This window comes from Fortiea contorta PCC 7126, from assembly GCF_000332295.1.
Classification (GTDB): domain Bacteria; phylum Cyanobacteriota; class Cyanobacteriia; order Cyanobacteriales; family Nostocaceae; genus Fortiea; species Fortiea contorta.
The window spans coordinates 1,769,180-1,789,089 of record NZ_KB235930.1; the positions used below are offsets into that span (position 1 = coordinate 1,769,180).

Genomic DNA, 19,910 nt, shown 5'->3' on the forward strand with positions numbered 1-19,910 from the left:
AACCGCTAGATGAGTAACAATACACTGACCCAGACCAACCATCTCATCCCCAAAGCCACTAGATACCTGGACAATCAAGCCCTCAGTAATTTTGTGGTGATTCTGGGTTGGGCAAAAATTCAGCAACAGATTTTTATTTGTGCCGACTAGACAATTACTAACTGCTGCTCAAAACAAGCTAGTCTGGAATCCTGGGACTACTTCCAAAAGTGACTGCGAGAAGTTAAAAATTGACCAGTCGCCAATAATGTTGTCCCTGTTGCATCTTGAAAACCCAGTTCAATTGCTTGCTAGTTTGTTGTTCTAGATCGATAATGGTGGTTTACCCGGATGGTGTCTGGTATCGCCAAGCAAGCCCAGAAATTATTGAGCGGCTCATCCAAGAACACTTGATAGGCATAATGGTTGTTGGAAAATATGCGTTTTCAACCCATCGTTTGCCAAAAACTTCTGAGCTTGCTTGTGAACATTTGTATAAAGACTTAACATCCAAAGGATATTGTGAAGCAGTGAGAGTTTTGAAGCGGTGGTTGGTTTTGAGCTGGGGTCATCTTAAGCCAATACTTACTTGTGAATAGAAAGGATTATTATTTAATCAGTGTTTTTTCACCCACCCCTTTCAAAGCGTTATATAATAACGCATTATCATCACTACTTCTCTACGTATCCTCACTGGACTTTTGCAAAAAATTTGGTAGTCTGCCAAAAGTGATCATCACTTGTGAGACTCACCTCCAGCAAGAGTAAGTTAAGTGAGAAGGCAAGACAACATCTCCAACAATCCACCATAGAGGATAACTATTCAAGACCTTGATGGATCGAAGCGCGACAAGTGCCACTGCTATGAAAGAACCCAGCATGAAAGATCACAAACGACTCCTACTGATTGATGATGACCCTAACCTCATCTTGCTGGTGAAGGATTACTTAGAATTCCGGGGATATGAAGTCATCACCGCTGAAAACGGACGTGAGGCTCTGGAAATTTTAGAGCAAGATGTCCCAGATATGATTATCTGCGATGTGATGATGCCGGAAATGGACGGATATACTTTTGTGGAACAAGTCCGGCAAAATGAACGCACAGGCTGGATTCCCGTTCTTTTCCTTTCAGCTAAGGGACAAAGCGCAGACCGAGTTAAGGGTCTGAATAAAGGTGCTGATGTATATATGGTCAAGCCCTTTGAACCAGAAGAACTCGTAGCGCAAGTAGAATCTTCTCTGAAACAAACTATCCGTTGGAAAGAACACCAAGCAAAAGGAGGCGAAAACGGTTCCCGTATCCAGGTTCCCTTTGATGTACAGTTGACTCCAACCGAACTGAAAGTAGTGCAGTTTGTGGCTAGGGGTTTAGCTAACCGAGAAATCGCTGAAGAACTAAATGTTAGTCAGCGGACTGTTGAAAGCCATGTATCTAATATGTTAGGAAAAACTAACCTACACAACCGTACTGAATTAGCGCGGTGGGCGATTGAAAATCAAATGGCATAAATCAAAAAAATGAAGTGTGAAATTTTCCAAATTTTATCCTTCAGCTTTGATGCTTTAGCCTTTCAATTACCACCCGTCTGCTGCGGGGGTTGATTGCTGCAAAGCTTCTATGATCAACTCATCCAGATAGTTCAAAGTGCTATTGTGTTGGGACTTTGTACCTCTTAAGTTCCACAATGAAATAGCTACTTATTGACAGATTTCCGTCCGTCAGCTTTGACGCCGTAGTTAGAAACCAGTCATTAAGCCCCTGGCTTTTCATGTAAGTCACTGAGAATCCATATCTGGATGCGAGTTGGCGTAAATCGTTGGTCTACTACATTGCCAGTAGATTTAACCTGTTTTTTAGGGGTTGCAATCATCGGCTATTCAGCTTCTTAACTACAGGTTTAACGTTGCACAGTTTTGTGACCTAGGGTTGCTCATAAGACTTAAGTAAATGAGGCAGCATCTGCAAATGCTGTCTCAAACTTACACCTGTAGAAGCATAATTGTTCGTGTGAAAATGAAATTCACTAATGGTAATTTGTCTGGCAAGTTGAACCTATTAATTATAAAGTCAACTACTGGCGTTATGAGGGTTTGACCAACAATTAGCAATGTCAAATTACTGAGTTTATTAACAGATCAAAATCGGTGTATTTTTTAACTAGTGCCAAACAGTGGCGCAGATTACTTTACTGACTCCTAGAAAAAAGTTGTTTTTTGATACCAGTATGATAATGTTTATTTTCCTAGTATAAATATATCATGTAGATTGTTAAAAACTCAACTCCTCAACTCTAGTTTTTATTATAGCTTCCACAGCAATTTAAGCGCTGCAACCCAATGCTCAAAAGGCATTTACTGGATTAAATTGTTTTTTTCTTCACTTATAATTCTTTTCAACTTCTCTGTTTGCGTCTACACAGAAAAATTTGCTACTTTACCTACTGAGGAATCTGAACACAACTACATAATCTAATATTTAGTATTAAATATTACTAATTACTGAAGACAATACTGGATGTTAAAGTACCTTAACGAGTCGGAGAGTAGGAATTGACTATTAGGTGGAATCTCACATTAAGTTGCTGATTTTTAGCAGCAGTAGAACCTGTAAAATAGCATTCCCAAGCTCCAGCCTGGGAATTTCTAACTACATGAGACTATTATTGCTAGAACTCGGCGTTTTGGGGCGTGCGAGGGAAGGGAATGACATCGCGGATATTTGCCATACCCGTGATAAATTGTACAAGTCGTTCAAATCCCAAGCCAAAGCCAGCATGGGGAACTGTGCCATAACGACGCAAATCCAGATACCACCACAAATCTTCTGGTTGCATTCCTTGTGCTGTTATGCGTTTTTCTAACACTTCTAAACGCTCTTCCCGTTGAGAACCACCGATAATTTCACCAATTTTAGGTGCAAGAATATCCATGGCGCGGACGGTTTTTTCATCGTCGTTCAAACGCATATAAAATGCTTTGATTTGCGCTGGATAATCTGTGACAATTACTGGTTTTTTAAATTGTTGTTCAGCCAGATAACGTTCGTGTTCTGATTGTAAATCTAAACCCCAACTTACAGGATATTCAAATTTGACATTGGCTTTTTCTAAAAGTTTGATGGCTTCTGTATAAGTTAAACGTTCAAATTGATTGTTAATAATATTATCTGCCGTTGCCAAGACGGTGTTATCAATACGCTGATTGAAAAATTCCATGTCTTCTCGGCAAGTTTCCAATACATATTTAAATATGTGTTTAAGAAACGCTTCAGCTAAATCCATGTCGCCTTCTAAATCACAAAAAGCCATTTCCGGCTCTACCATCCAAAATTCTGCTAAATGACGGGAGGTATTAGAATTTTCTGCACGAAAGGTAGGGCCAAATGTATAGACGTTAGCAAAGGCCATGGCCATGACTTCTGCTTCTAACTGTCCGCTAACTGTTAAATATGTGGGTTTACCAAAAAAGTCTTGACTATAATCGACTGCTTGGTTTGGTGTGCGGGGAATATTTTTGAGATCCAAACTGCTAACGCTAAATAGTTCGCCTGCACCTTCGCAATCGCTGGCGGTGATAATGGGTGTGTGTATCCACAAAAACCCTCGTTCTTGAAAAAATTGGTGAATTGCTGTGGAACAGGCGTTTCTGACGCGGAAAACTGCACCAAAGGAATTAGTGCGCGATCGCAAGTGTGCAATGGTACGCAAAAACTCAAAAGAATGGCGTTTTTTTTGCAGGGGGTAAGTTTCGGGATCAGCTTCCCCGTGGACTTTTACGGTTTCGGCTTTCAGTTCGATCCGCTGTCCTTTTCCTTGAGATGCTACTAACGTTCCCGTGACTTCCACGGAAGCACCCGTGTTTAGTTGCTTGACAATAGTTTCATAATCTGGCAAATCCTGATGAATGACGATTTGCAAATTAGCTAGGGATGAGCCGTCATTAACTTCGATAAAAGCAAACCCCTTCAAGTCTCGCTTTGTCCGCACCCAGCCTTGGACTAGGAGAGACTCATCAGGTTGACCATTTCGCAATATTTCTGCAATCCGTCGATTTACCATATTTACCCAACACAGGACTTTAATATCCAGCCTATGATAACGCCCAATCCACCAAAGCGGACGACCTGCCAGAATGGTCTTTTGAGACTACTCCAAGAAAACAACTGGCTTTCTAAATTTATTTCTAGCACTTCGATCTGGTGTTGAATTTGCCGCAACTCGGCTTTAATTTCTGGCGTGTGATGTTGATTTTGATTGAGTTTGTGGCGATGCTGTTCCCACTCGGCTTTTTGTTGACGATCGCTTTGCACTTGGTTGTAGCGTGCTTTCAAAGCTAAGAGCGATCGCTCCACTGACTCTAATTCTGTGACAAAATCTATTTCTGAATTTTCTTCTGGTGGCTGCGGTTGTTTCGGCGGCTTCATGTACAGGTAGTAAGATTGAGTATGAGTCAATGGTCAGCGCTCAATTCTCAACGGTCAATAGACTTTTGACTTTAAATCCTTGACCAATGACAAATGATAAATCACGGATGACCATGATGTCTCAATCAACCCAACTGCCTAAATCCAGTCAACTCAAAGAATTTACCAATTTAGAGCTAGCTCAAGCCTTGATGGAGAGACTGAGTATTTCTCCTGATGATTGGCATCGCCTCAAGTCTAATCGTAATTGTCGCGCTGGTGAACAAGCCGCATCTGCCCTTGTGTTTTTACTCAAGGAGCAGCCACAAGAGGCTTTATCCCGATTAGAACAAGCGGCTGGTTGGTTAGATAAATCGATTTCTGCACCTCCCTGTCCTAGCCACGGTCATAAAAAGTGAGGAGGATGGGGAGGAGGAAGTTAATTTATCTCCCCTACCTTCCCCATCTTTTTTTAACGTCCTAACGACAGACGGGGGCGATTTTCTAACTGTTTACAGAGTCTTAATTCTGTGCCTTTGCGGCTCCATTGTACTTGGTCAAAAATTTGATGGAGCAGGCACAGACCTCGACCGCTTTCGGCTTCATCGGGCGGTAGATAGTCTGTGGGATCAATGTCTAATTCGGGTTCAGGCGCAGGACTAAATCCGCCTCCCTGATCCGAGATGACCCACCAATACTGATCATCTATTAGTGAAAAACGGACTACAACAGTTTTACTGGGGTCGAGGTTATTGCCGTGTTTGGCTGCGTTTACAAGAGCTTCTTGCAGCCCTAATCGCAGTTCCGCTTGCAATTTTCGGGGAATTTCTGCCAACAGTAAATCTAGGATTGGACAAAGATATAGAGTTGAGGCAAAGCTGATAGTGCCCCAGTGGCGCCCTACTGGGCGTAGTGAAATGGTAATCACAAGAGAAACCCCATAGCTTTCAGTTAGCTAGACATCAGTTTGCTGTCACAGTCACCCTGATAATATTTGAGGTGGTCACGAGGTGGTCACGCTGCCTTCAAACTTGCGTCTTTAATACTAAATTTAGAAAATGCTAGGGAGCATTGGACTCTGTCACACAATTAGGTTACTTACAAATACAAATGTTAAAAATTTACTAATTCAGATAGCCATCTAAGAGATGCTTTTGCAAGAGATGAGTATTGTTATACTCTGGTGTGTTGAGGGATTTGTAATTTAGATAACCTGATTTGTAACTTTTAGAGCCTATGCAACATCGAATGTTTTGAACAAAATCAATTTTATTTTCAGGCTAATTCGATCTTAGCATTTTTACTATGCATTAAACTACAGATTTGGAATTTGAGTTTTTTTGGTGGGACTTTGTATCCAGATTATCAATGTGATAGCACAAGAAAGGCGGCAGCTTCCACATGAGCCGTTTGGGGAAAAAAATCGGCGGGTTGTACCCGTTTAATGGTGTATAGCCCATCTTGACAAAGTAATTTCAGGTCACGAGCGAGGGTTGCTACTTTACAGCTGACGTAAACGATTTGAGATGGTTTCAATTGCCGTAAGGTTTCGAGCACAGTGCGATCGCATCCTTTGCGTGGCGGATCAAGTAATACTACATCTGGTATAGTACCCAAATTTGGGAGAACTTTCTCTACTGCGCCGACTTGGAATGTAATATTATCTATTTCGTTGTGCTGGGCATTGAGAATTGCTTGTGCAACAGCAGATTGTTGTAATTCCAAACCTGTGATATGTCGAGCTTGTTTCGCTAAAGGCAAAGTTAAAGTTCCAATACCACAATATGCATCAACTAGCACCTCATGTCCTTGGAGATTGAGTTCTGATTCAATAACTTGCAGTAACGCTTCTGCGGTTTCAGTGTAAACTTGGAAAAATGTTTCTGGGCGAATTTGAAATTCCAACCCGGCGAATTTTTCGCAAAGGTAAGGAACTCCAGCGATAGAGCGAGTTTCGTCGCCAAAGATCGCATTTGTGCGATCGCTGTTACGATTTAATGACACTCCCACCAATTGCGGATAATGTTGCAACCATTGCTCGGCTTGGTGTGCAATCCTTGGTAAATTCCAGTCTTTCACCACCAAAGTCAACAACATTTCCCCGGTGCGTCGCCCAATCCGTAAGCTCAAATGGCGAATTTGTCCTTGGTGACGAGTTTCGTCATAAATTTGCCAACCCTGTTGTTGGATATCTTGCTTGACTTGGGCAAGGAGAGGATTTAACCTGGCGTCTTGTACTGGGCATTGATTCAAGTTGACTAACTGGTGGCTAGCTTTTTGGTAGTAACCGGCTTGTACTTGTCCTGCGGTTGATTTGCCCATAGGGTAGGTGGACTTGTTGCGATATCCCATAGAGTCCGCAGCCACCAGCACAGGATCTACTGCTGGCTGGACAAAACCACCGATACGTTCCAAAGCTTGAATAACTTGATTTTGCTTGGCTGCTAACTGGAAATCATATTTAATATGTTGCCACTGACAACCGCCACATTTATCAGCAACAATGCAACTTGGGCGTTGACGATGGGGTGATGGTATCAATAGCTGTTGCATCTGTCCGTGGGCATATTTAGGCTTGACATGTAGCAAGCGAATGAGGGCGCGGTCGCCTGGGACTGTATCTGGGACGAAAACCACGCGCTCATCATAGCGTCCCACACCATCGCCAGTATCACTCAAATCAGCGATCGCTACTTCAATTAATTCGCCTTGCTGCCAAATTTTAGTCATTTGTCATTAGTCATTAGTTATTTGTCATTCTTCCTGCTTCATTCCCCAAAATAACTTTTTCCCTTCACTTGTGTACCTCAGACTCGCTAAACTAGCAATTAATATTTCCCTTGATGGCAATAATCATGACTGTAATTAGCCAAGTTATTCTCAAAGCCGATGACGAACTGCGTTATCCCAGCAGTGGCGAACTCAAAAGTATCCAAGACTTTTTGCAAACTGGCGTCCAAAGGACTCGGATTGCCGCCACTCTAGCTGAAAATGAAAAAAAGATTGTTCAGGAAGCAACGAAGCAGCTTTGGCAGAAACGCCCTGACTTTATTTCTCCCGGTGGCAATGCTTACGGAGAGCGTCAGCGTTCTCTATGTATCCGTGATTTTGGCTGGTACTTACGGTTGATCACTTATGGTGTACTTGCTGGCGACAAAGAACCAATTGAAAAAATTGGTTTGATTGGCGTCCGGGAAATGTACAATTCATTGGGCGTTCCTGTCACTGGAATGGTAGAAGCTATCAATTCCTTGAAAAAAGCCTCCGTTGACTTGCTCAACACAGAAGACGCAGCCGAAGCAGCACCCTACTTTGATTACATCATTCAAGCTATGTCTTGATAAAAATGTATGCTCGTGCTGGTAGTGGACTTTTGGTCTACTAACCTAAGTGCCAAACATCAGCACTTAACATCCATAACATTTCCAATTTGATCATACTCTCCCCACACTTGGTAGTGGCTGCGGCAAATTTTGTCTCAAGTTACCAACTATTTGTGGGGAAATTTTATGGTTAGTCGTTGGTTATTGCTTCTTTGTCATTAGCCAAACGGGACATTTTTTGTCGTTGTCATTCTCGAACGAAAAAGAACCAAAATACAAAAAGCCAACAGTCTTTCATCAAAGGCTGTCGGCAATTAGTGTGTTCCCTATTAATGACTCGGCTAGAGTTCAGTTGTGAGTAATTATGCCAATTTGGCAATTTTTATGTCACGATCATAATCATGGATAGTAGTGATTTTTATCACTTGATAATGACATTTAAACTGCATTTGTCTAAGTAATTTCTCTCTATAGGTAGATAAACATACACAAAAATTAAATGAATTGTAGTCTGTACTACAATTGCAGTTTCGCAACCATCTCTAGCCTATCTAATATTATTTGATGGAGAGGTTGACTAAAGGCTGAAGTCTGAAGTCTGAAGTCTGAAATTTGAAGTCTGAAATTACCCCACCTATAAAGAGATGGGGCGGCTCACTAATCCCTGTTCTCTGTACCCTGCTCCCTGTTCCCTGTTCCCTGTTCCCTGTTCCCTTTCATTGATCTGCATTTCTATAACTGCACTTACAGCACCAGTAAATCGATAGAATATTCCTCTGTCCCCTTGGTGCATTACTTCCATGACTGCCACATTTCCTGCTCCTTTTTCTCCTCAAGAAATTGCTGCTGAAGGTTTGAAACCAGAAGAATACGCAGAAATTGTCCGACGGTTAGGGCGTCACCCCAACAAAGCCGAACTGGGTATGTTTGGCGTGATGTGGTCAGAGCATTGTTGCTATAAAAATTCTCGCCCTTTACTCAAACAGTTTCCCACAACGGGGCCCCGCATTCTGGTCGGCCCTGGGGAAAATGCGGGTGTGGTTGACTTGGGCGATGGACTGCAGCTAGCGTTTAAGATTGAATCCCATAACCACCCTTCGGCTGTGGAACCCTTTCAAGGTGCAGCAACGGGAGTAGGTGGGATTCTCAGAGATATTTTTACTATGGGTGCGCGTCCCATTGCTTTATTAAATTCCCTGCGTTTTGGTTCTTTGGATGATGCCAAAACTCAGCGGCTATTTCAAGGCGTGGTGGCGGGAATTGCACATTACGGTAATTGCGTTGGTGTTCCCACCGTGGGCGGTGAAGTTTATTTTGACCCGGCTTATGCTGGTAATCCTTTGGTGAATGTGATGGCGCTAGGATTGATGGAAACTCCAGAGATTGTCAAATCTGGAGCATCAGGCTTAGGAAACCCGGTGCTGTACGTCGGTTCTACCACTGGGCGTGATGGTATGGGCGGGGCGAGTTTCGCCAGTGCAGAATTAAGTGACAAGTCGCTAGATGACCGCCCGGCGGTGCAAGTGGGCGACCCTTTTTTAGAAAAGTCGCTAATCGAAGCTTGTTTAGCAGCGTTTAAAACTGGTGCGGTTGTGGCTGCACAGGATATGGGGGCGGCGGGGATCACTTGTTCCACCTCAGAGATGGCGGCTAAGGGTGGTGTTGGGATTGAATTAGATTTAGATAAAATTCCGGTGCGGGAATTGGAGATGGTTCCCTATGAATATCTGCTGTCGGAATCTCAAGAAAGAATGCTGTTTGTTGCTCACAAAGGAAGAGAGCAAGAATTAATTGATATTTTCCATCGTTGGGGATTGCAAGCAGTGGTTGCGGGAACTGTGATTGCAGAACCGATTGTGCGGATTCTTTACCAAGGTGGAGTAGCTGCACAAATTCCTGCTGAGGCTTTGGCGGAGAATACACCACTGTATCATCGAGAATTATTGACAGAACCTCCAGAGTATGCAATTAAGGCTTGGGCGTGGACGGTTGATGCTTTACCTCCCTGCACAGCTGTGGGAATTGAAGTTGCAGGCAACTTGCACAGTTGGAATGATATTTTGTTAACTTTGCTGGATACACCCACCATCGCTTCTAAAAATTGGGTGTATCGTCAATATGACCATCAAGTACAAAACAACACTGTCATTTTCCCCGGTGGTGCGGACGCCGCTGTGGTGCGCTTACGTCCTCTAGAACCAATCCCCAATCTCAAATCCCAAATCCCCAATCCCAATTTGGCAGTGGCGGCTACTGTTGATTGCAATCCTCGTTATGTTTACCTTGATCCCTATGAGGGTGCGAAGGCGGTGGTGGCGGAAGCGGCGCGTAATCTTAGTTGTGTGGGTGCTCAACCTCTGGCGGTGACAGATAATCTGAATTTTGGTAGTCCAGAAAAACCGATTGGTTATTGGCAATTAGCCGAAGCTTGTCGGGGTTTGGCTGAAGGTTGTCGAGAGTTAGCAACGCCCGTGACTGGTGGGAATGTTTCTCTGTATAACGAAACTGTTGATTCTCAAGGCAATCCCCAACCAATTTATCCTACCCCTGTGGTGGGGATGGTGGGTTTAGTTGCGGATTTCAATAAAATTTGTGGTCAAGCTTGGCAAGCAGTGGGTGATGTCATTTATCTTTTGGGGTTGCCTGAATCTAACATCACTTTAGGAGGGTCTGAGTATTTAGCCACTGTCCACGGTACTGTGGCTGGGATTCCGCCGCGAGTAGATTTTGATTGGGAACGGCGCGCCCAGGAAGTTTGTCGCCAGGGAATTGGCGCTGGTTGGGTACGTTCAGCCCATGACTGCGCTGAGGGTGGTTTGGCTGTTGCTTTAGCAGAATCTAGCATTTGTGGTGACTTGGGTGCGGAAATTACCCTAGCGTTATCAGACAATCAATCACGAAGGCTTGATGAAGTGCTTTTTGGCGAAGGTGGTGGGCGGATTGTGGTTTCCGTCGCCCCAGCACAACAAGAAATTTGGGAATCTTACCTACAGGAAAATCTGGGGCAAGAATGGCAGAAACTCGGTACTGTGACTAGTTCTGAGGCGGGATTGGGGGTTTTCACCACTAATAACCAAACTTTAATCAACGTTAGCATTAAAGATATGAGCGATCGCTATTTTCAAGCGATTAAAACAAGGCTAGCCAACTATTCCCCCAATTCCCCAGGCTGAAATTTCCCAATTCATACTTTATCCTTCGCTGGAATTACTGTACTGTTTTAATGGATGGTTAAATTTTTATTAAGAATTTTGCGACCATCCACTCGCCCAATGCCGGTGACTTGATACCCCCACCAGGAGCAAAGCTAGCATGATTCCCATCAATCTTGTCACTTCGGATGACCACTCCGAACAGACTCACAACTTAATAAATAGTCATGAGAATCGTCCCGACAAGCTAGAAGAAGCTTGCGGTGTTTTTGGCATCTACGCACCAGGAGAAGACGTTGCTAAACTCACATACTTTGGATTGTACGCCCTGCAACACCGGGGTCAAGAATCGGCGGGGATTGCCACTTTTGAGGGTACGCAAGTCCACTTGCACAAAGACATGGGTCTAGTGTCTCAAGTCTTTAATGAATCAATTTTAAGTGAGTTGCCCGGTAACTTAGCAGTAGGACACACTCGCTATTCCACCACCGGTTCCAGCCGCAAAGTTAATGCTCAACCTGCTGTTGTGGAAACTCGCTTGGGTTTAGTAGCTTTAGCACATAATGGAAATTTAGTCAATACTGTACAGTTGCGGGCCGAATTGCTGGAGAGCAAATGTAACTTGGTAACGACCACCGACTCAGAAATGATTGCTTTTGCGATCGCTCAAGAAGTTAACGCTGGTGCAGAATGGTTAGATGGCTGCATCCGGGCCTTTAACCGCTGTCAAGGTGCTTTTAGTTTAGTGATTGGGACTCCTACGGGGGTGATGGGTGTACGCGACCCCAACGGAATTCGTCCCTTAGTCATTGGTACCTTGGCTGGTAATCCAGAGCGCTATGTCTTAGCTTCTGAAACCTGCGGTCTAGATATCATCGGCGCTGATTATCTGCGGGATGTAGAACCAGGAGAATTAGTTTGGATTACGGAAGCGGGTTTGGCTTCCTTCCACTGGAATCAACAGCCTCAAAAGAAACTGTGCATTTTTGAGATGATTTACTTTGCTCGTCCTGATAGCATCGTGCACAACGAAAGCTTGTATAGTTATCGGATGCGGTTAGGACGGCGACTAGCAACAGAGTCAACTGTTGACGCTGATATGGTTTTTGGTGTACCAGATTCTGGTATACCTGCAGCTATTGGCTTTTCACAGACTTCTGCTATTCCCTATGCAGAGGGGCTAATTAAAAATCGTTACGTTGGACGCACCTTTATTCAGCCCACCCAAACCATGCGCGAGTATGGTATCCGCATGAAACTCAATCCCCTCAAAGATGTGCTGCGAGGAAAACGAGTCATTATCGTCGATGACTCGATTGTGAGAGGGACAACCAGCCGAAAACTGGTGAAAAGCTTACGTGACGCAGGTGCTGTTGAAGTACATATGCGAATTTCTTCACCGCCAGTCACACACCCTTGTTTCTATGGTATTGACACTGATACCCAAGATCAACTGATTGCAGCAACTAAGTCAGTTGCAGAAATTGCTCAACAATTACAGGTAGACACCCTCGCTTATCTCAGTTGGGAAGGGATGTTAGAAGCAACCAGAGAAGACACCAATAATTTTTGTTCCGCTTGCTTTACTGGCGATTACCCCGTTCCCATTCCGGAGCAGGTGAAGCGCTCTAAGTTGATTTTAGAAAAGGCGGTAGTATAGACATTTGAGGCGAGGGTGCAATAATACGTCCTCGCCAACTATATCGATATTTCGTGCGTAGGCTAGCAGCTTACCACATTTATTTTCATCAATTTGTAGTCAGCGCTCAAAAACAGAAAACTAAAGTCCCGACTACAAACATCAGTAAGACACATTGTTAATGAAAACAGAAACATTTCTAACAATTTGTTACAAAAACATATTTATTGATACAAAATTCGGCAGCGTGTAAGTACTTAATGTTAATCTTTACACGGTAACAAATTGACACAAGACTAATGACTACTTCAGAAGTAACTAACTTTGATCAAACAAACCGGAAGGTAACACCTATTGACAATACCTCTATTGCATCAGAACAAAAAACGTTATTTACCTTGAAGTTGTTTGAGTATTTATTACTAGCAGCCTTTTTCTCTGCGGGGATTGTGATTCTTGTTTATTCTGATAATCAACAAGCTGTCGTTGGTGGGGCCATTGCTCTCACTGTCGCCATTTTTTTGTTTCTCGTTAACAGACAAGCATTTCAAGATTCTCAGAACTCCTTTAACCAATCACAACTCAATAAAAAAGCTGAACTTTTTAGCTACCTGTTGAGTGATAATAACTCGGCGGCTAAAAACGCACTCACCCCAGCCAGAGGAAAAGCTCTACAATATTGCCAAGACTTAATCAACGACTATCGAAAAACTCGTGATATATCGAGGAATGTCTATTACGTTTTGCAAATTTCCACTGTAGTTTTATCGGGTGTAACACCAATTTTAGTTTTGGTCGATAAATTAGAAGCAGGACAAGCTTGGTTAAAATGGCTCCCTGTAATCTGTCCAGCGCTAGCGTCTATCGTTGCTAGTATTGTTACTTCTTTTCCTTTTCAAAAGAATTGGGTAGCTGCTAATACCGCAGTAGAATTGCTGGAAGCTGAACAGGAAAAATTTATCTTGGGAGTGACTCCACCCTATCGTTGTTATGACGTGTCTGACGAAGTTCAACAACAACAAAGAATTAATCAAGCACTAGAATACTTCATTGTACAGGTGAATAATATTCATCTACAGCAAGTGCAACAAACGAACGAATCTCAGCCAGAGAAAAAAGAAGCTGAAGCATCTCCAGATTCAAAATCATAATAAAGCTAGCAATGCTAAAACTAATGGTATTCTGCTTCAGAATATGATTTTCTGACTGATACCATTTAATATTCATCACGTCATGTAGAGACGTAGCAGTGTTGCGTCTCTACAACCAAAAATTGTATTGCTGATAAAAACGTTTTATAATCGATATTGTATAGAAAAATCTGTAATTAAAATTAGTATTCATGACTTAAAATAAATTCACAAAATTACGGATAAAATTAATTGTGCTGTAAAAAATCAATTTTCGGTAATAAAGGGTCAGTCACGATTCCTACACCAATAAAACCCCAACGTTTCAGCAAACTTGATATTTGGGTACTAGAAATTGACTCTATCGCAAAACGATTTGCTACCTCTGCAGCGTGGGTATTAAGATAACTCAAAGCATCAAAGTTTTCCTGAAACAGCAAGAGATAACCAGATGCTTCAGCATGGGGACGAGCGGTTAAATAACGACCATCAGATTTAGAGCGCACTAAGTAATAAACTTCAGATACCATAGGAAATGGAGAGTTAAAGGGAATAAATTTTCACCCTTGACTAATTCAGATTTGCTAACCGAATGCGTGGGTCAGCAATTTTCAGCATTAAATCAGCGATTAAATTACCGACAATCAATAAAACTGCACCCATCACTAAACTAGCCATTAATAAATATAAATCTTGGGCTTGGAGAGCTTGTAAAGTTAATCTTCCTAAACCAGGCCAATTAAAGAAAAATTCAGCAATAAATGCACCGTTTAGGAGACTAGCTAACTCAAAACCCAATAAAGTAATCAAGGGATTGATGGCGTTGCGGAGAGCATGAACGTATATTACCCGGTTTTCGGGTAATCCTTTGGCGCGAGCCGTTTGGATGTAATCTTGACGCAGAACATCCAACAATTCGCCGCGAGTGATGCGTTGCAAACCTGCAAAACTGGTAATTGAGAGTGCGATTGTTGGTAATATCATGTGCCAAGCCACATCGAGAATTCTGCCAAACCATGACAATTCTGCATGATTGACACTAGTCATACTCCCCACAGGAAACAGGGGTGAGGTAATTTGAGCCAAGACTAACAATGCTAGGGCCGTGATGAAGCTAGGGAAACCCTGTCCAGCGTAGCTAATAACCTGTAAAATGCGGTCAATTAGCTGATTTTGTTTAACAGCAGCAATAATTCCTAAAGGAATAGCGATCGCCCATGTCACAATTAAAGAAGCGATCGCTAACAATAATGTTGCGGGAATCCTTTCCCATAACAGCGACGCTACCGAACGTTGGTAAACAAAACTCGTGCCAAAATCACCCTTGGTAATAATTCGCCCCAACCACAGCCAAAATTGCTCAGGCCAAGACTTATCTAAACCAAACTGCTGCTTAATTTCTGCTATTCTTTCTGGAGAAATTTTCGGATTTTGTCTCAGTGTATCTACATAATCTCCTGGAGCCAATTGAATAATGAAAAACGACAGTGCTGAGGCCAAAAACAAAGTCAACAGCGCCTGTAATAGCCGCTTTACCACATAAACAAAAGTGTCACTTGTAACTAGCCTCATCAGCCAGTCCCAAAATGTCTCCCAGGAAATTTTTGTAGAAGTCATAGGTTCTTTGTCCTTTGTCATTGGTCATTTGTCAGTTACTAATGACCAATGACTCATAACTAATATTCAATCAACGAAATAATGGGTACATCTGGTAGATGTTGACGCCCTTGTAAATCCCGTAGCTCGATAATAAACCCAAATCCCACCAATTCACAGCCTATCATCTGCACCAACTTGGCCGTAGCACTCGCTGTCCCCCCAGTAGCAATCAAATCGTCCACAATCAAAACTTTGCTACCTGGGTGTAATGCATCTTGATGCACTTCCAGAGAATCCGTACCATACTCTAGTGCGTATTCAATCGAGTGGACTGCTCCTGGTAATTTACCTTTCTTGCGAGCGGGAATAAAGCCTGCGCCTAATTTATAAGCCAGAGGAGCGCCAAAAATGAACCCCCGCGACTCCATCCCCACCACATAATCAGCTCTCAGTCCATTATCAATGCACTTTTGGGAAAAAAAGTCAATTGTGTACCGCAATCCTTCAGGATCTCGCAGTAGGGTAGTAATATCCCGAAATAAAATTCCCGGTTTCGGAAAATCTGGGATGTCACGAATTAGAGACTTTAAATCCATAAAATTAGTTCATAGGGATTGGGTATGAGGTGGTGGGTATTAGGTATTGAGAAGTAGGTATCAGGGAAAACTGTTTTTATCGCCTATGCCTCTTATTCTCAACCCCCAATTCCACATACCTGAAAAATCGTACACTATAATGTCATACGCTGGGGGTCAGCAGCTATGTTTCGTTATGCATTGACGATTATAAAAATCTCACCCAAGCTATAGACGGGATCGCACTCCTAAAATCAAGCAAATAAACTTATGTATTAAAAACTTTGATTTCAGTATACGGAAACCTTTGAGTAGAACAAGTAAGTGATGTATATATCAGGCAGTACTATTACTGCCACAAGTCTAATTTTCTTGTTTGGTTACCTATCTTAAATTAGTTCTACTTAGTCTGTTGGAAGCGCACAAGGTATTTTATAGAATGAACGTCTCCGCGAGTTTAACGCAATTCAACAGTCCCACCACTCAGTCACTACCGATGATTTTGGACACTTTACCAGATCCGGCAACTGAGGAACAAGGCTGTCCCCGAAGAACCCGGTTGCAAATTGATCTAATTTTATTGGCGATTGAAGCTTTAGAGCTTGGGGGTTCGGAAGCTATCCTGGCTTTTGCTGAAGAATTAGACTTAAAAGTAATTGTTAAAAATCGAGTGAATTTATGGCGTATGCGTAGCTCTAATCCATTGCGCAGAGCACATGTGCGTCGTCCTTTAACTATTTTAGAAGCCAAAGCTTTGGTAGTGATTGCTTCTTACATAGCACGCCGTTTGACAGTTGTAATTCGTCAAATGTTAATGATTTATCAGCAAATGTATGACAAGCAAATTCCACTAGAACAAAATCTGCGACTATCTAATTATTTAGAGCGTTTTAGAACTCACTTTCGCAGCAGAATGAGCGCACGACGCTCTGGCGCATTAGCATTTAATACAGATGAACAATTAGATGAACTTGCTATCAATCTGTTAGGACAATTATTATTTTGTACTGGTACGGCGGGAATGCAGCGATTTTGGATTAGTCTTTTTGATGGTGAAGTGTAATGAATATTTAATTTTTTAAATTTGTTATTTGCCATTCGTCATTCTGGGTTACTTTTGTTTATCCCTGTCTAGCTTCTCCTGAATCGCTTCTCTACAAAATTCAGGAGGATTATCTTTCGTCAATAATTCTTCTTTCATTCCTTTGGTGATACGTAGATTCATTCTTTCAGTTAATGACTCATCTCTGTCAGATTTAAATTTATGCTGCTCTATGCTTTCTGGATTACCTTTGGGGTTAGGCATTGTTAAGAAATATAAAAACGGTTTAAACGCTAGTGACCGAGCGAATAGAGTATTTGTTGGTAGGCATTTACCGTGGAAAGTCTCTGCCTACCAATGTCCACTTTTTGAGAATGAACAATCCTATTTTATGTTCACAAGGTCAGAACTCGAAATCAAGACTATTGAAGAACTAAGTAACTTATGTCGTCGTTACGGACTCAAGCCAATAGGACGTGGTAGCACTCAAGCAGACTATTGTTTAATCGCGGCTACTTTTTTTCTGTTTATTTAATGCTTCCTGAATAGCTTCTCTACAGAATTCAGGAGGATTTTCTTGTTGCTGTACTTCCTCTTTCATCTTCTCAGTGACTCGAAAATTGAGGTTTTGTGTTAGTGGTTCTTCTCTATCCGACTTAAGCGGTTGTAGATTTTCTGGGTTTCCCTTCGGGTTAGGCATTGTTGAGAGTTGTAAATATAGCTTGAACTATATGTGAACAAATAGATAGAGTTTAAAATCGGTGATGCTATGTGTCTGGAAAACTAATACATCACCGATACCACTTTTATCAAGAGGTAACTCTATTTTATGTTCACAAGGTCAGAACTCGAAATCAAGACTATTGAGGAATTAGGTAACTTATGTCGTCGTTACGGACTCAAGCCGATAGGACGTGGTAGCACCAAAGCAGATTATATTACTCCTGTCCTCGCATTCCCAAGAATGGCTATTAGACAGATGGTTGAAGGTAAGGGTTTGAGAAAACCTAGATGGGAATTAACGCAAGCGATTAGCGAAGCTATCGACCAGATGGGTCAACCTACCTCAGAACAAACTGCTATGTTAAAAGCAACATTAGAAGGTCAACGGCTGAGTCATCCCTGCAGGTATGACCAAGAAAAGCTATTTGCTTTGTATCGTGCTAAATGGATGCTGGAACAGGCGATTGATTTACTGAACGTTTAATTTCAATATCAAAATTTTCAGCCAGTGGAGACGTTGCTTTTGCTTCGTCTCCATGAAAAATTTTAGGTTTAGCTCAACCGTATTAAATACGAGAGAAACGGAGAGGGGGGGATTTGAACCCCCGTTGGGTTTCCCCAAAACGCATTTCGAGTGCGTCACCATCAACCACTCGGACACCTCTCCAGATATTTAGCTATTATTTGTTGGTTTTGGGGAAACGCCATTGCATCCCCTTTGGGATTATAACATTGTAGTTCATCAAAAGCGATCGCTCTTTTGTGACCTTAATTAATTTTGCTCAACAACTCAGCTGTCTGCTGGGGGCTGACTAAGGTATTAGCGCACAAAATCGCCGAAGCAGCCACCGCTGGTACACCGATTCCGGGCGTAGTGCTATCCCCGACGCGATACAATCCCTGAATGGGGGTGGTGTGTCCAGGAAACATGGCTTTACCAGCTGCGTAGACGCGGAGCGGCTTGTCGTCAGACATCGCTGGGCCATATGTGCCATGATATCTGCGTAAATAATAGGCGTGAGTTAGAGGTGTGCCGATCAGTTCTACGACAATGCGATCGCGAATATCAGGTATAATCTTCTCTAAGGCACGATATAAAGATTGAGCTTTTTGATGTTTCTTGTGTTCATAACCCTCATTCCTTTCCCATCCAGCATAGGGTTCTAAAGTATAAGCATGAATCACATGATGTCCCTCTGGCGCTAAACTTGCATCCCACACACTAGGAATAGAAATCATGCAGGTATTTCCCGGTGTGGTAATATCTTGGCGAGAATCGTGAAATACCACATGATGTCCAGTTAAATTCTCCAAACCTGTAGCCCGGATACCTAAGTGTAAATGCATAAAGCTTTCCACCATGGGAGTATCTAGCGCAGCTTGGCGGTAAGCTTTTGGTAAATCTTCAACACTGAGCAGGTGATTGTAAGTATCCCAAATCGAAGCGTTAGAAATCACGATGGGCGCTTTCATCGTCTCACCTTGGGGAAGACGCACACCCACAACCTTTCCAGATTCTACTAAAATCTGCTCAACGTGACATCCTGTCCGCAACTCACCACCCCACCGTTCTAACCCCCGCGCCAAAGCCTTAACTATTGCTCCACTACCACCCAACGGATATTCCACCCCCATCCGAGAACGTTCACCCAACATAAAAGCTATCTCTGGCGCTATTGTCCCGTGTGCTTTTAAACCTGAGAGTAGAAAACATTCCAAATCTATCAATCTCCGCACCCAAGGATCTTTAATTGTTGCATCCATCACACTACCCACAGAGGCTTGGACAATTGATAAATGAGGCAACATTTTTACCAAGGATGGGAGATAATATCTCAGTAACGTAGGGATAATCTGCCAATCTTCCCGCAACACCAAAGTGGGAATATCTTTCATGGCTTCATAAAGTTTTAACAAGCGTTCCTGAAACTGTTGCAGTTCTTTTGCACCTTGAGGCGTAATTTTCTCGACTTCTTGCTGATAACGATCAATATGGCGATAAACTGCAAAAGTGGTTTCCGGAAAGTGATAATGTCCCAAAGGATCATAGGGTATAACTTGAATGGATTCACCGAGCACATCCAAAACTTGTTTAAGCGGATTTAAGCTCTCACTACCAGTCAAACCACAATAAAAAGAAGGGCCAGAATCAAATTCAAACCCTCGCCGTTTAAAGCTATGAGCAGCACCGCCCAAAATTGTGTGACTTTCACATACTATTACCCGCTTGCCATAACGAGCAAGTAACCCAGATGCACACAACCCGCCAATTCCACCACCAATTACTATGACATCACTATGAGTGCATGTTTGTCGCATTGGCTCGTCCAGAGTAAGTCCAAA

At 42.6% G+C, this 19,910-nt stretch carries 19 protein-coding genes and 1 tRNA gene; 9 read left to right on the forward strand and 11 right to left on the reverse strand.

Features of this window, described 5'->3' with window-relative positions; all coding sequences use genetic code 11:
* Nucleotides 1-9 precede the first annotated feature (9 nt).
* Both MIC7126_RS31895 and MIC7126_RS0108410 read left to right on the forward strand, forming a co-directional pair.
* Nucleotides 10-150: a hypothetical protein gene (locus MIC7126_RS31895; RefSeq protein ID WP_017652697.1), complete on the forward strand. Its 141-nt coding sequence runs from the start codon at nucleotides 10-12 to the stop codon at nucleotides 148-150.
* A 663-nt stretch (nucleotides 151-813) separates the two neighbouring features.
* The gene (locus MIC7126_RS0108410) at nucleotides 814-1,491 is read left to right on the forward strand and encodes a response regulator transcription factor (protein ID WP_017652699.1); all 678 of its coding nucleotides are present in this window, start codon (nucleotides 814-816) and stop codon (nucleotides 1,489-1,491) included.
* A 1,157-nt stretch (nucleotides 1,492-2,648) separates the two neighbouring features.
* Here the strand turns inward: MIC7126_RS0108410 and asnS are convergent.
* Complete coding sequence (gene asnS, locus MIC7126_RS0108415; RefSeq protein ID WP_017652700.1) at nucleotides 2,649-4,040, reverse strand: asparagine--tRNA ligase; 1,392 nt, start codon at nucleotides 4,038-4,040, stop codon at nucleotides 2,649-2,651.
* A 2-nt stretch (nucleotides 4,041-4,042) separates the two neighbouring features.
* Nucleotides 4,043-4,405 carry a sll0565 family protein gene (locus tag MIC7126_RS0108420; protein ID WP_017652701.1) on the reverse strand — a complete coding sequence of 121 codons (363 nt, stop codon included), beginning with the start codon at nucleotides 4,403-4,405 and terminating at the stop codon, nucleotides 4,043-4,045.
* A 116-nt stretch (nucleotides 4,406-4,521) separates the two neighbouring features.
* On the opposite strand from MIC7126_RS0108420, the gene MIC7126_RS0108425 reads away from it, so the two are divergent.
* Nucleotides 4,522-4,803, forward strand: coding sequence for a DUF6439 family protein (locus MIC7126_RS0108425; RefSeq protein WP_017652702.1), 282 nt, complete (start codon nucleotides 4,522-4,524; stop codon nucleotides 4,801-4,803).
* A 53-nt stretch (nucleotides 4,804-4,856) separates the two neighbouring features.
* Here MIC7126_RS0108425 and MIC7126_RS0108430 read toward each other — a convergent pair whose 3' ends face one another.
* Together MIC7126_RS0108430 and rlmD are read right to left on the reverse strand one after the other, a co-directional pair.
* Nucleotides 4,857-5,312, reverse strand: coding sequence for an ATP-binding protein (locus MIC7126_RS0108430; protein ID WP_017652703.1), 456 nt, complete (start codon nucleotides 5,310-5,312; stop codon nucleotides 4,857-4,859).
* A 437-nt stretch (nucleotides 5,313-5,749) separates the two neighbouring features.
* Nucleotides 5,750-7,114, reverse strand: a complete 1,365-nt coding sequence (gene rlmD, locus MIC7126_RS0108435) for a 23S rRNA (uracil(1939)-C(5))-methyltransferase RlmD (RefSeq protein WP_017652704.1) — start codon at nucleotides 7,112-7,114, stop codon at nucleotides 5,750-5,752.
* Nucleotides 7,115-7,239: 125 nt separating this feature from the next.
* Between rlmD and MIC7126_RS0108440 the strand changes: the two genes are divergently transcribed.
* From MIC7126_RS0108440 to MIC7126_RS0108460, 4 genes are all read left to right on the forward strand, one after another.
* Complete coding sequence (locus MIC7126_RS0108440; protein ID WP_017652705.1) at nucleotides 7,240-7,725, forward strand: allophycocyanin subunit alpha-B; 486 nt, start codon at nucleotides 7,240-7,242, stop codon at nucleotides 7,723-7,725.
* 782 nt (nucleotides 7,726-8,507) lie between these two features.
* Nucleotides 8,508-10,880: a phosphoribosylformylglycinamidine synthase subunit PurL gene (gene purL, locus MIC7126_RS0108450; protein ID WP_017652707.1), complete on the forward strand. Its 2,373-nt coding sequence runs from the start codon at nucleotides 8,508-8,510 to the stop codon at nucleotides 10,878-10,880.
* A 139-nt stretch (nucleotides 10,881-11,019) separates the two neighbouring features.
* Nucleotides 11,020-12,519, forward strand: coding sequence for an amidophosphoribosyltransferase (purF, locus tag MIC7126_RS0108455; RefSeq protein ID WP_017652708.1), 1,500 nt, complete (start codon nucleotides 11,020-11,022; stop codon nucleotides 12,517-12,519).
* Nucleotides 12,520-12,797: 278 nt separating this feature from the next.
* Nucleotides 12,798-13,649: a DUF4231 domain-containing protein gene (locus MIC7126_RS0108460; protein WP_017652709.1), complete on the forward strand. Its 852-nt coding sequence runs from the start codon at nucleotides 12,798-12,800 to the stop codon at nucleotides 13,647-13,649.
* Nucleotides 13,650-13,876: 227 nt separating this feature from the next.
* On the opposite strand, the gene MIC7126_RS0108465 is transcribed toward MIC7126_RS0108460, so the two are convergent.
* The 3 genes from MIC7126_RS0108465 to MIC7126_RS0108475 are packed head-to-tail and all read right to left on the reverse strand — an operon-like array spanning nucleotide 13,877 to nucleotide 15,823.
* Nucleotides 13,877-14,158 (reverse strand): hypothetical protein, encoded by a 282-nt coding sequence (locus tag MIC7126_RS0108465; protein ID WP_017652710.1) that lies wholly within the window; start codon nucleotides 14,156-14,158, stop codon nucleotides 13,877-13,879.
* A 40-nt stretch (nucleotides 14,159-14,198) separates the two neighbouring features.
* Nucleotides 14,199-15,245, reverse strand: coding sequence for an ABC transporter permease (locus MIC7126_RS0108470; RefSeq protein ID WP_026100115.1), 1,047 nt, complete (start codon nucleotides 15,243-15,245; stop codon nucleotides 14,199-14,201).
* A 59-nt stretch (nucleotides 15,246-15,304) separates the two neighbouring features.
* Nucleotides 15,305-15,823 (reverse strand): adenine phosphoribosyltransferase, encoded by a 519-nt coding sequence (locus MIC7126_RS0108475; RefSeq protein WP_017652712.1) that lies wholly within the window; start codon nucleotides 15,821-15,823, stop codon nucleotides 15,305-15,307.
* Nucleotides 15,824-16,241: 418 nt separating this feature from the next.
* On the opposite strand from MIC7126_RS0108475, the gene MIC7126_RS0108480 reads away from it, so the two are divergent.
* A complete protein-coding gene (locus MIC7126_RS0108480; RefSeq protein ID WP_017652713.1) occupies nucleotides 16,242-16,865 on the forward strand; it encodes a DUF3038 domain-containing protein in 624 nt (207 codons plus the stop codon).
* A 48-nt stretch (nucleotides 16,866-16,913) separates the two neighbouring features.
* Here the strand turns inward: MIC7126_RS0108480 and MIC7126_RS0108485 are convergent, their stop codons facing one another.
* Nucleotides 16,914-17,108, reverse strand: coding sequence for a hypothetical protein (locus tag MIC7126_RS0108485; protein ID WP_017652714.1), 195 nt, complete (start codon nucleotides 17,106-17,108; stop codon nucleotides 16,914-16,916).
* A gap of 238 nt (nucleotides 17,109-17,346) precedes the next feature.
* Complete coding sequence (locus MIC7126_RS0108490; protein ID WP_017652715.1) at nucleotides 17,347-17,544, reverse strand: hypothetical protein; 198 nt, start codon at nucleotides 17,542-17,544, stop codon at nucleotides 17,347-17,349.
* A 129-nt stretch (nucleotides 17,545-17,673) separates the two neighbouring features.
* Between MIC7126_RS0108490 and MIC7126_RS0108495 the strand changes: the two genes are divergently transcribed.
* On the forward strand, nucleotides 17,674-18,051 hold the full coding sequence (locus MIC7126_RS0108495) for a hypothetical protein (protein ID WP_017652716.1): 378 nt from the start codon (nucleotides 17,674-17,676) through the stop codon (nucleotides 18,049-18,051).
* A 98-nt stretch (nucleotides 18,052-18,149) separates the two neighbouring features.
* On the opposite strand, the gene MIC7126_RS0108500 is transcribed toward MIC7126_RS0108495, so the two are convergent.
* Both MIC7126_RS0108500 and MIC7126_RS0108505 read right to left on the reverse strand, forming a co-directional pair.
* Nucleotides 18,150-18,234, reverse strand: a tRNA-Ser gene (locus tag MIC7126_RS0108500).
* A 101-nt stretch (nucleotides 18,235-18,335) separates the two neighbouring features.
* Nucleotides 18,336-19,886, reverse strand: coding sequence for a phytoene desaturase family protein (locus MIC7126_RS0108505; protein WP_017652717.1), 1,551 nt, complete (start codon nucleotides 19,884-19,886; stop codon nucleotides 18,336-18,338).
* Between the last annotated feature and the right edge of the window lie 24 nt (nucleotides 19,887-19,910).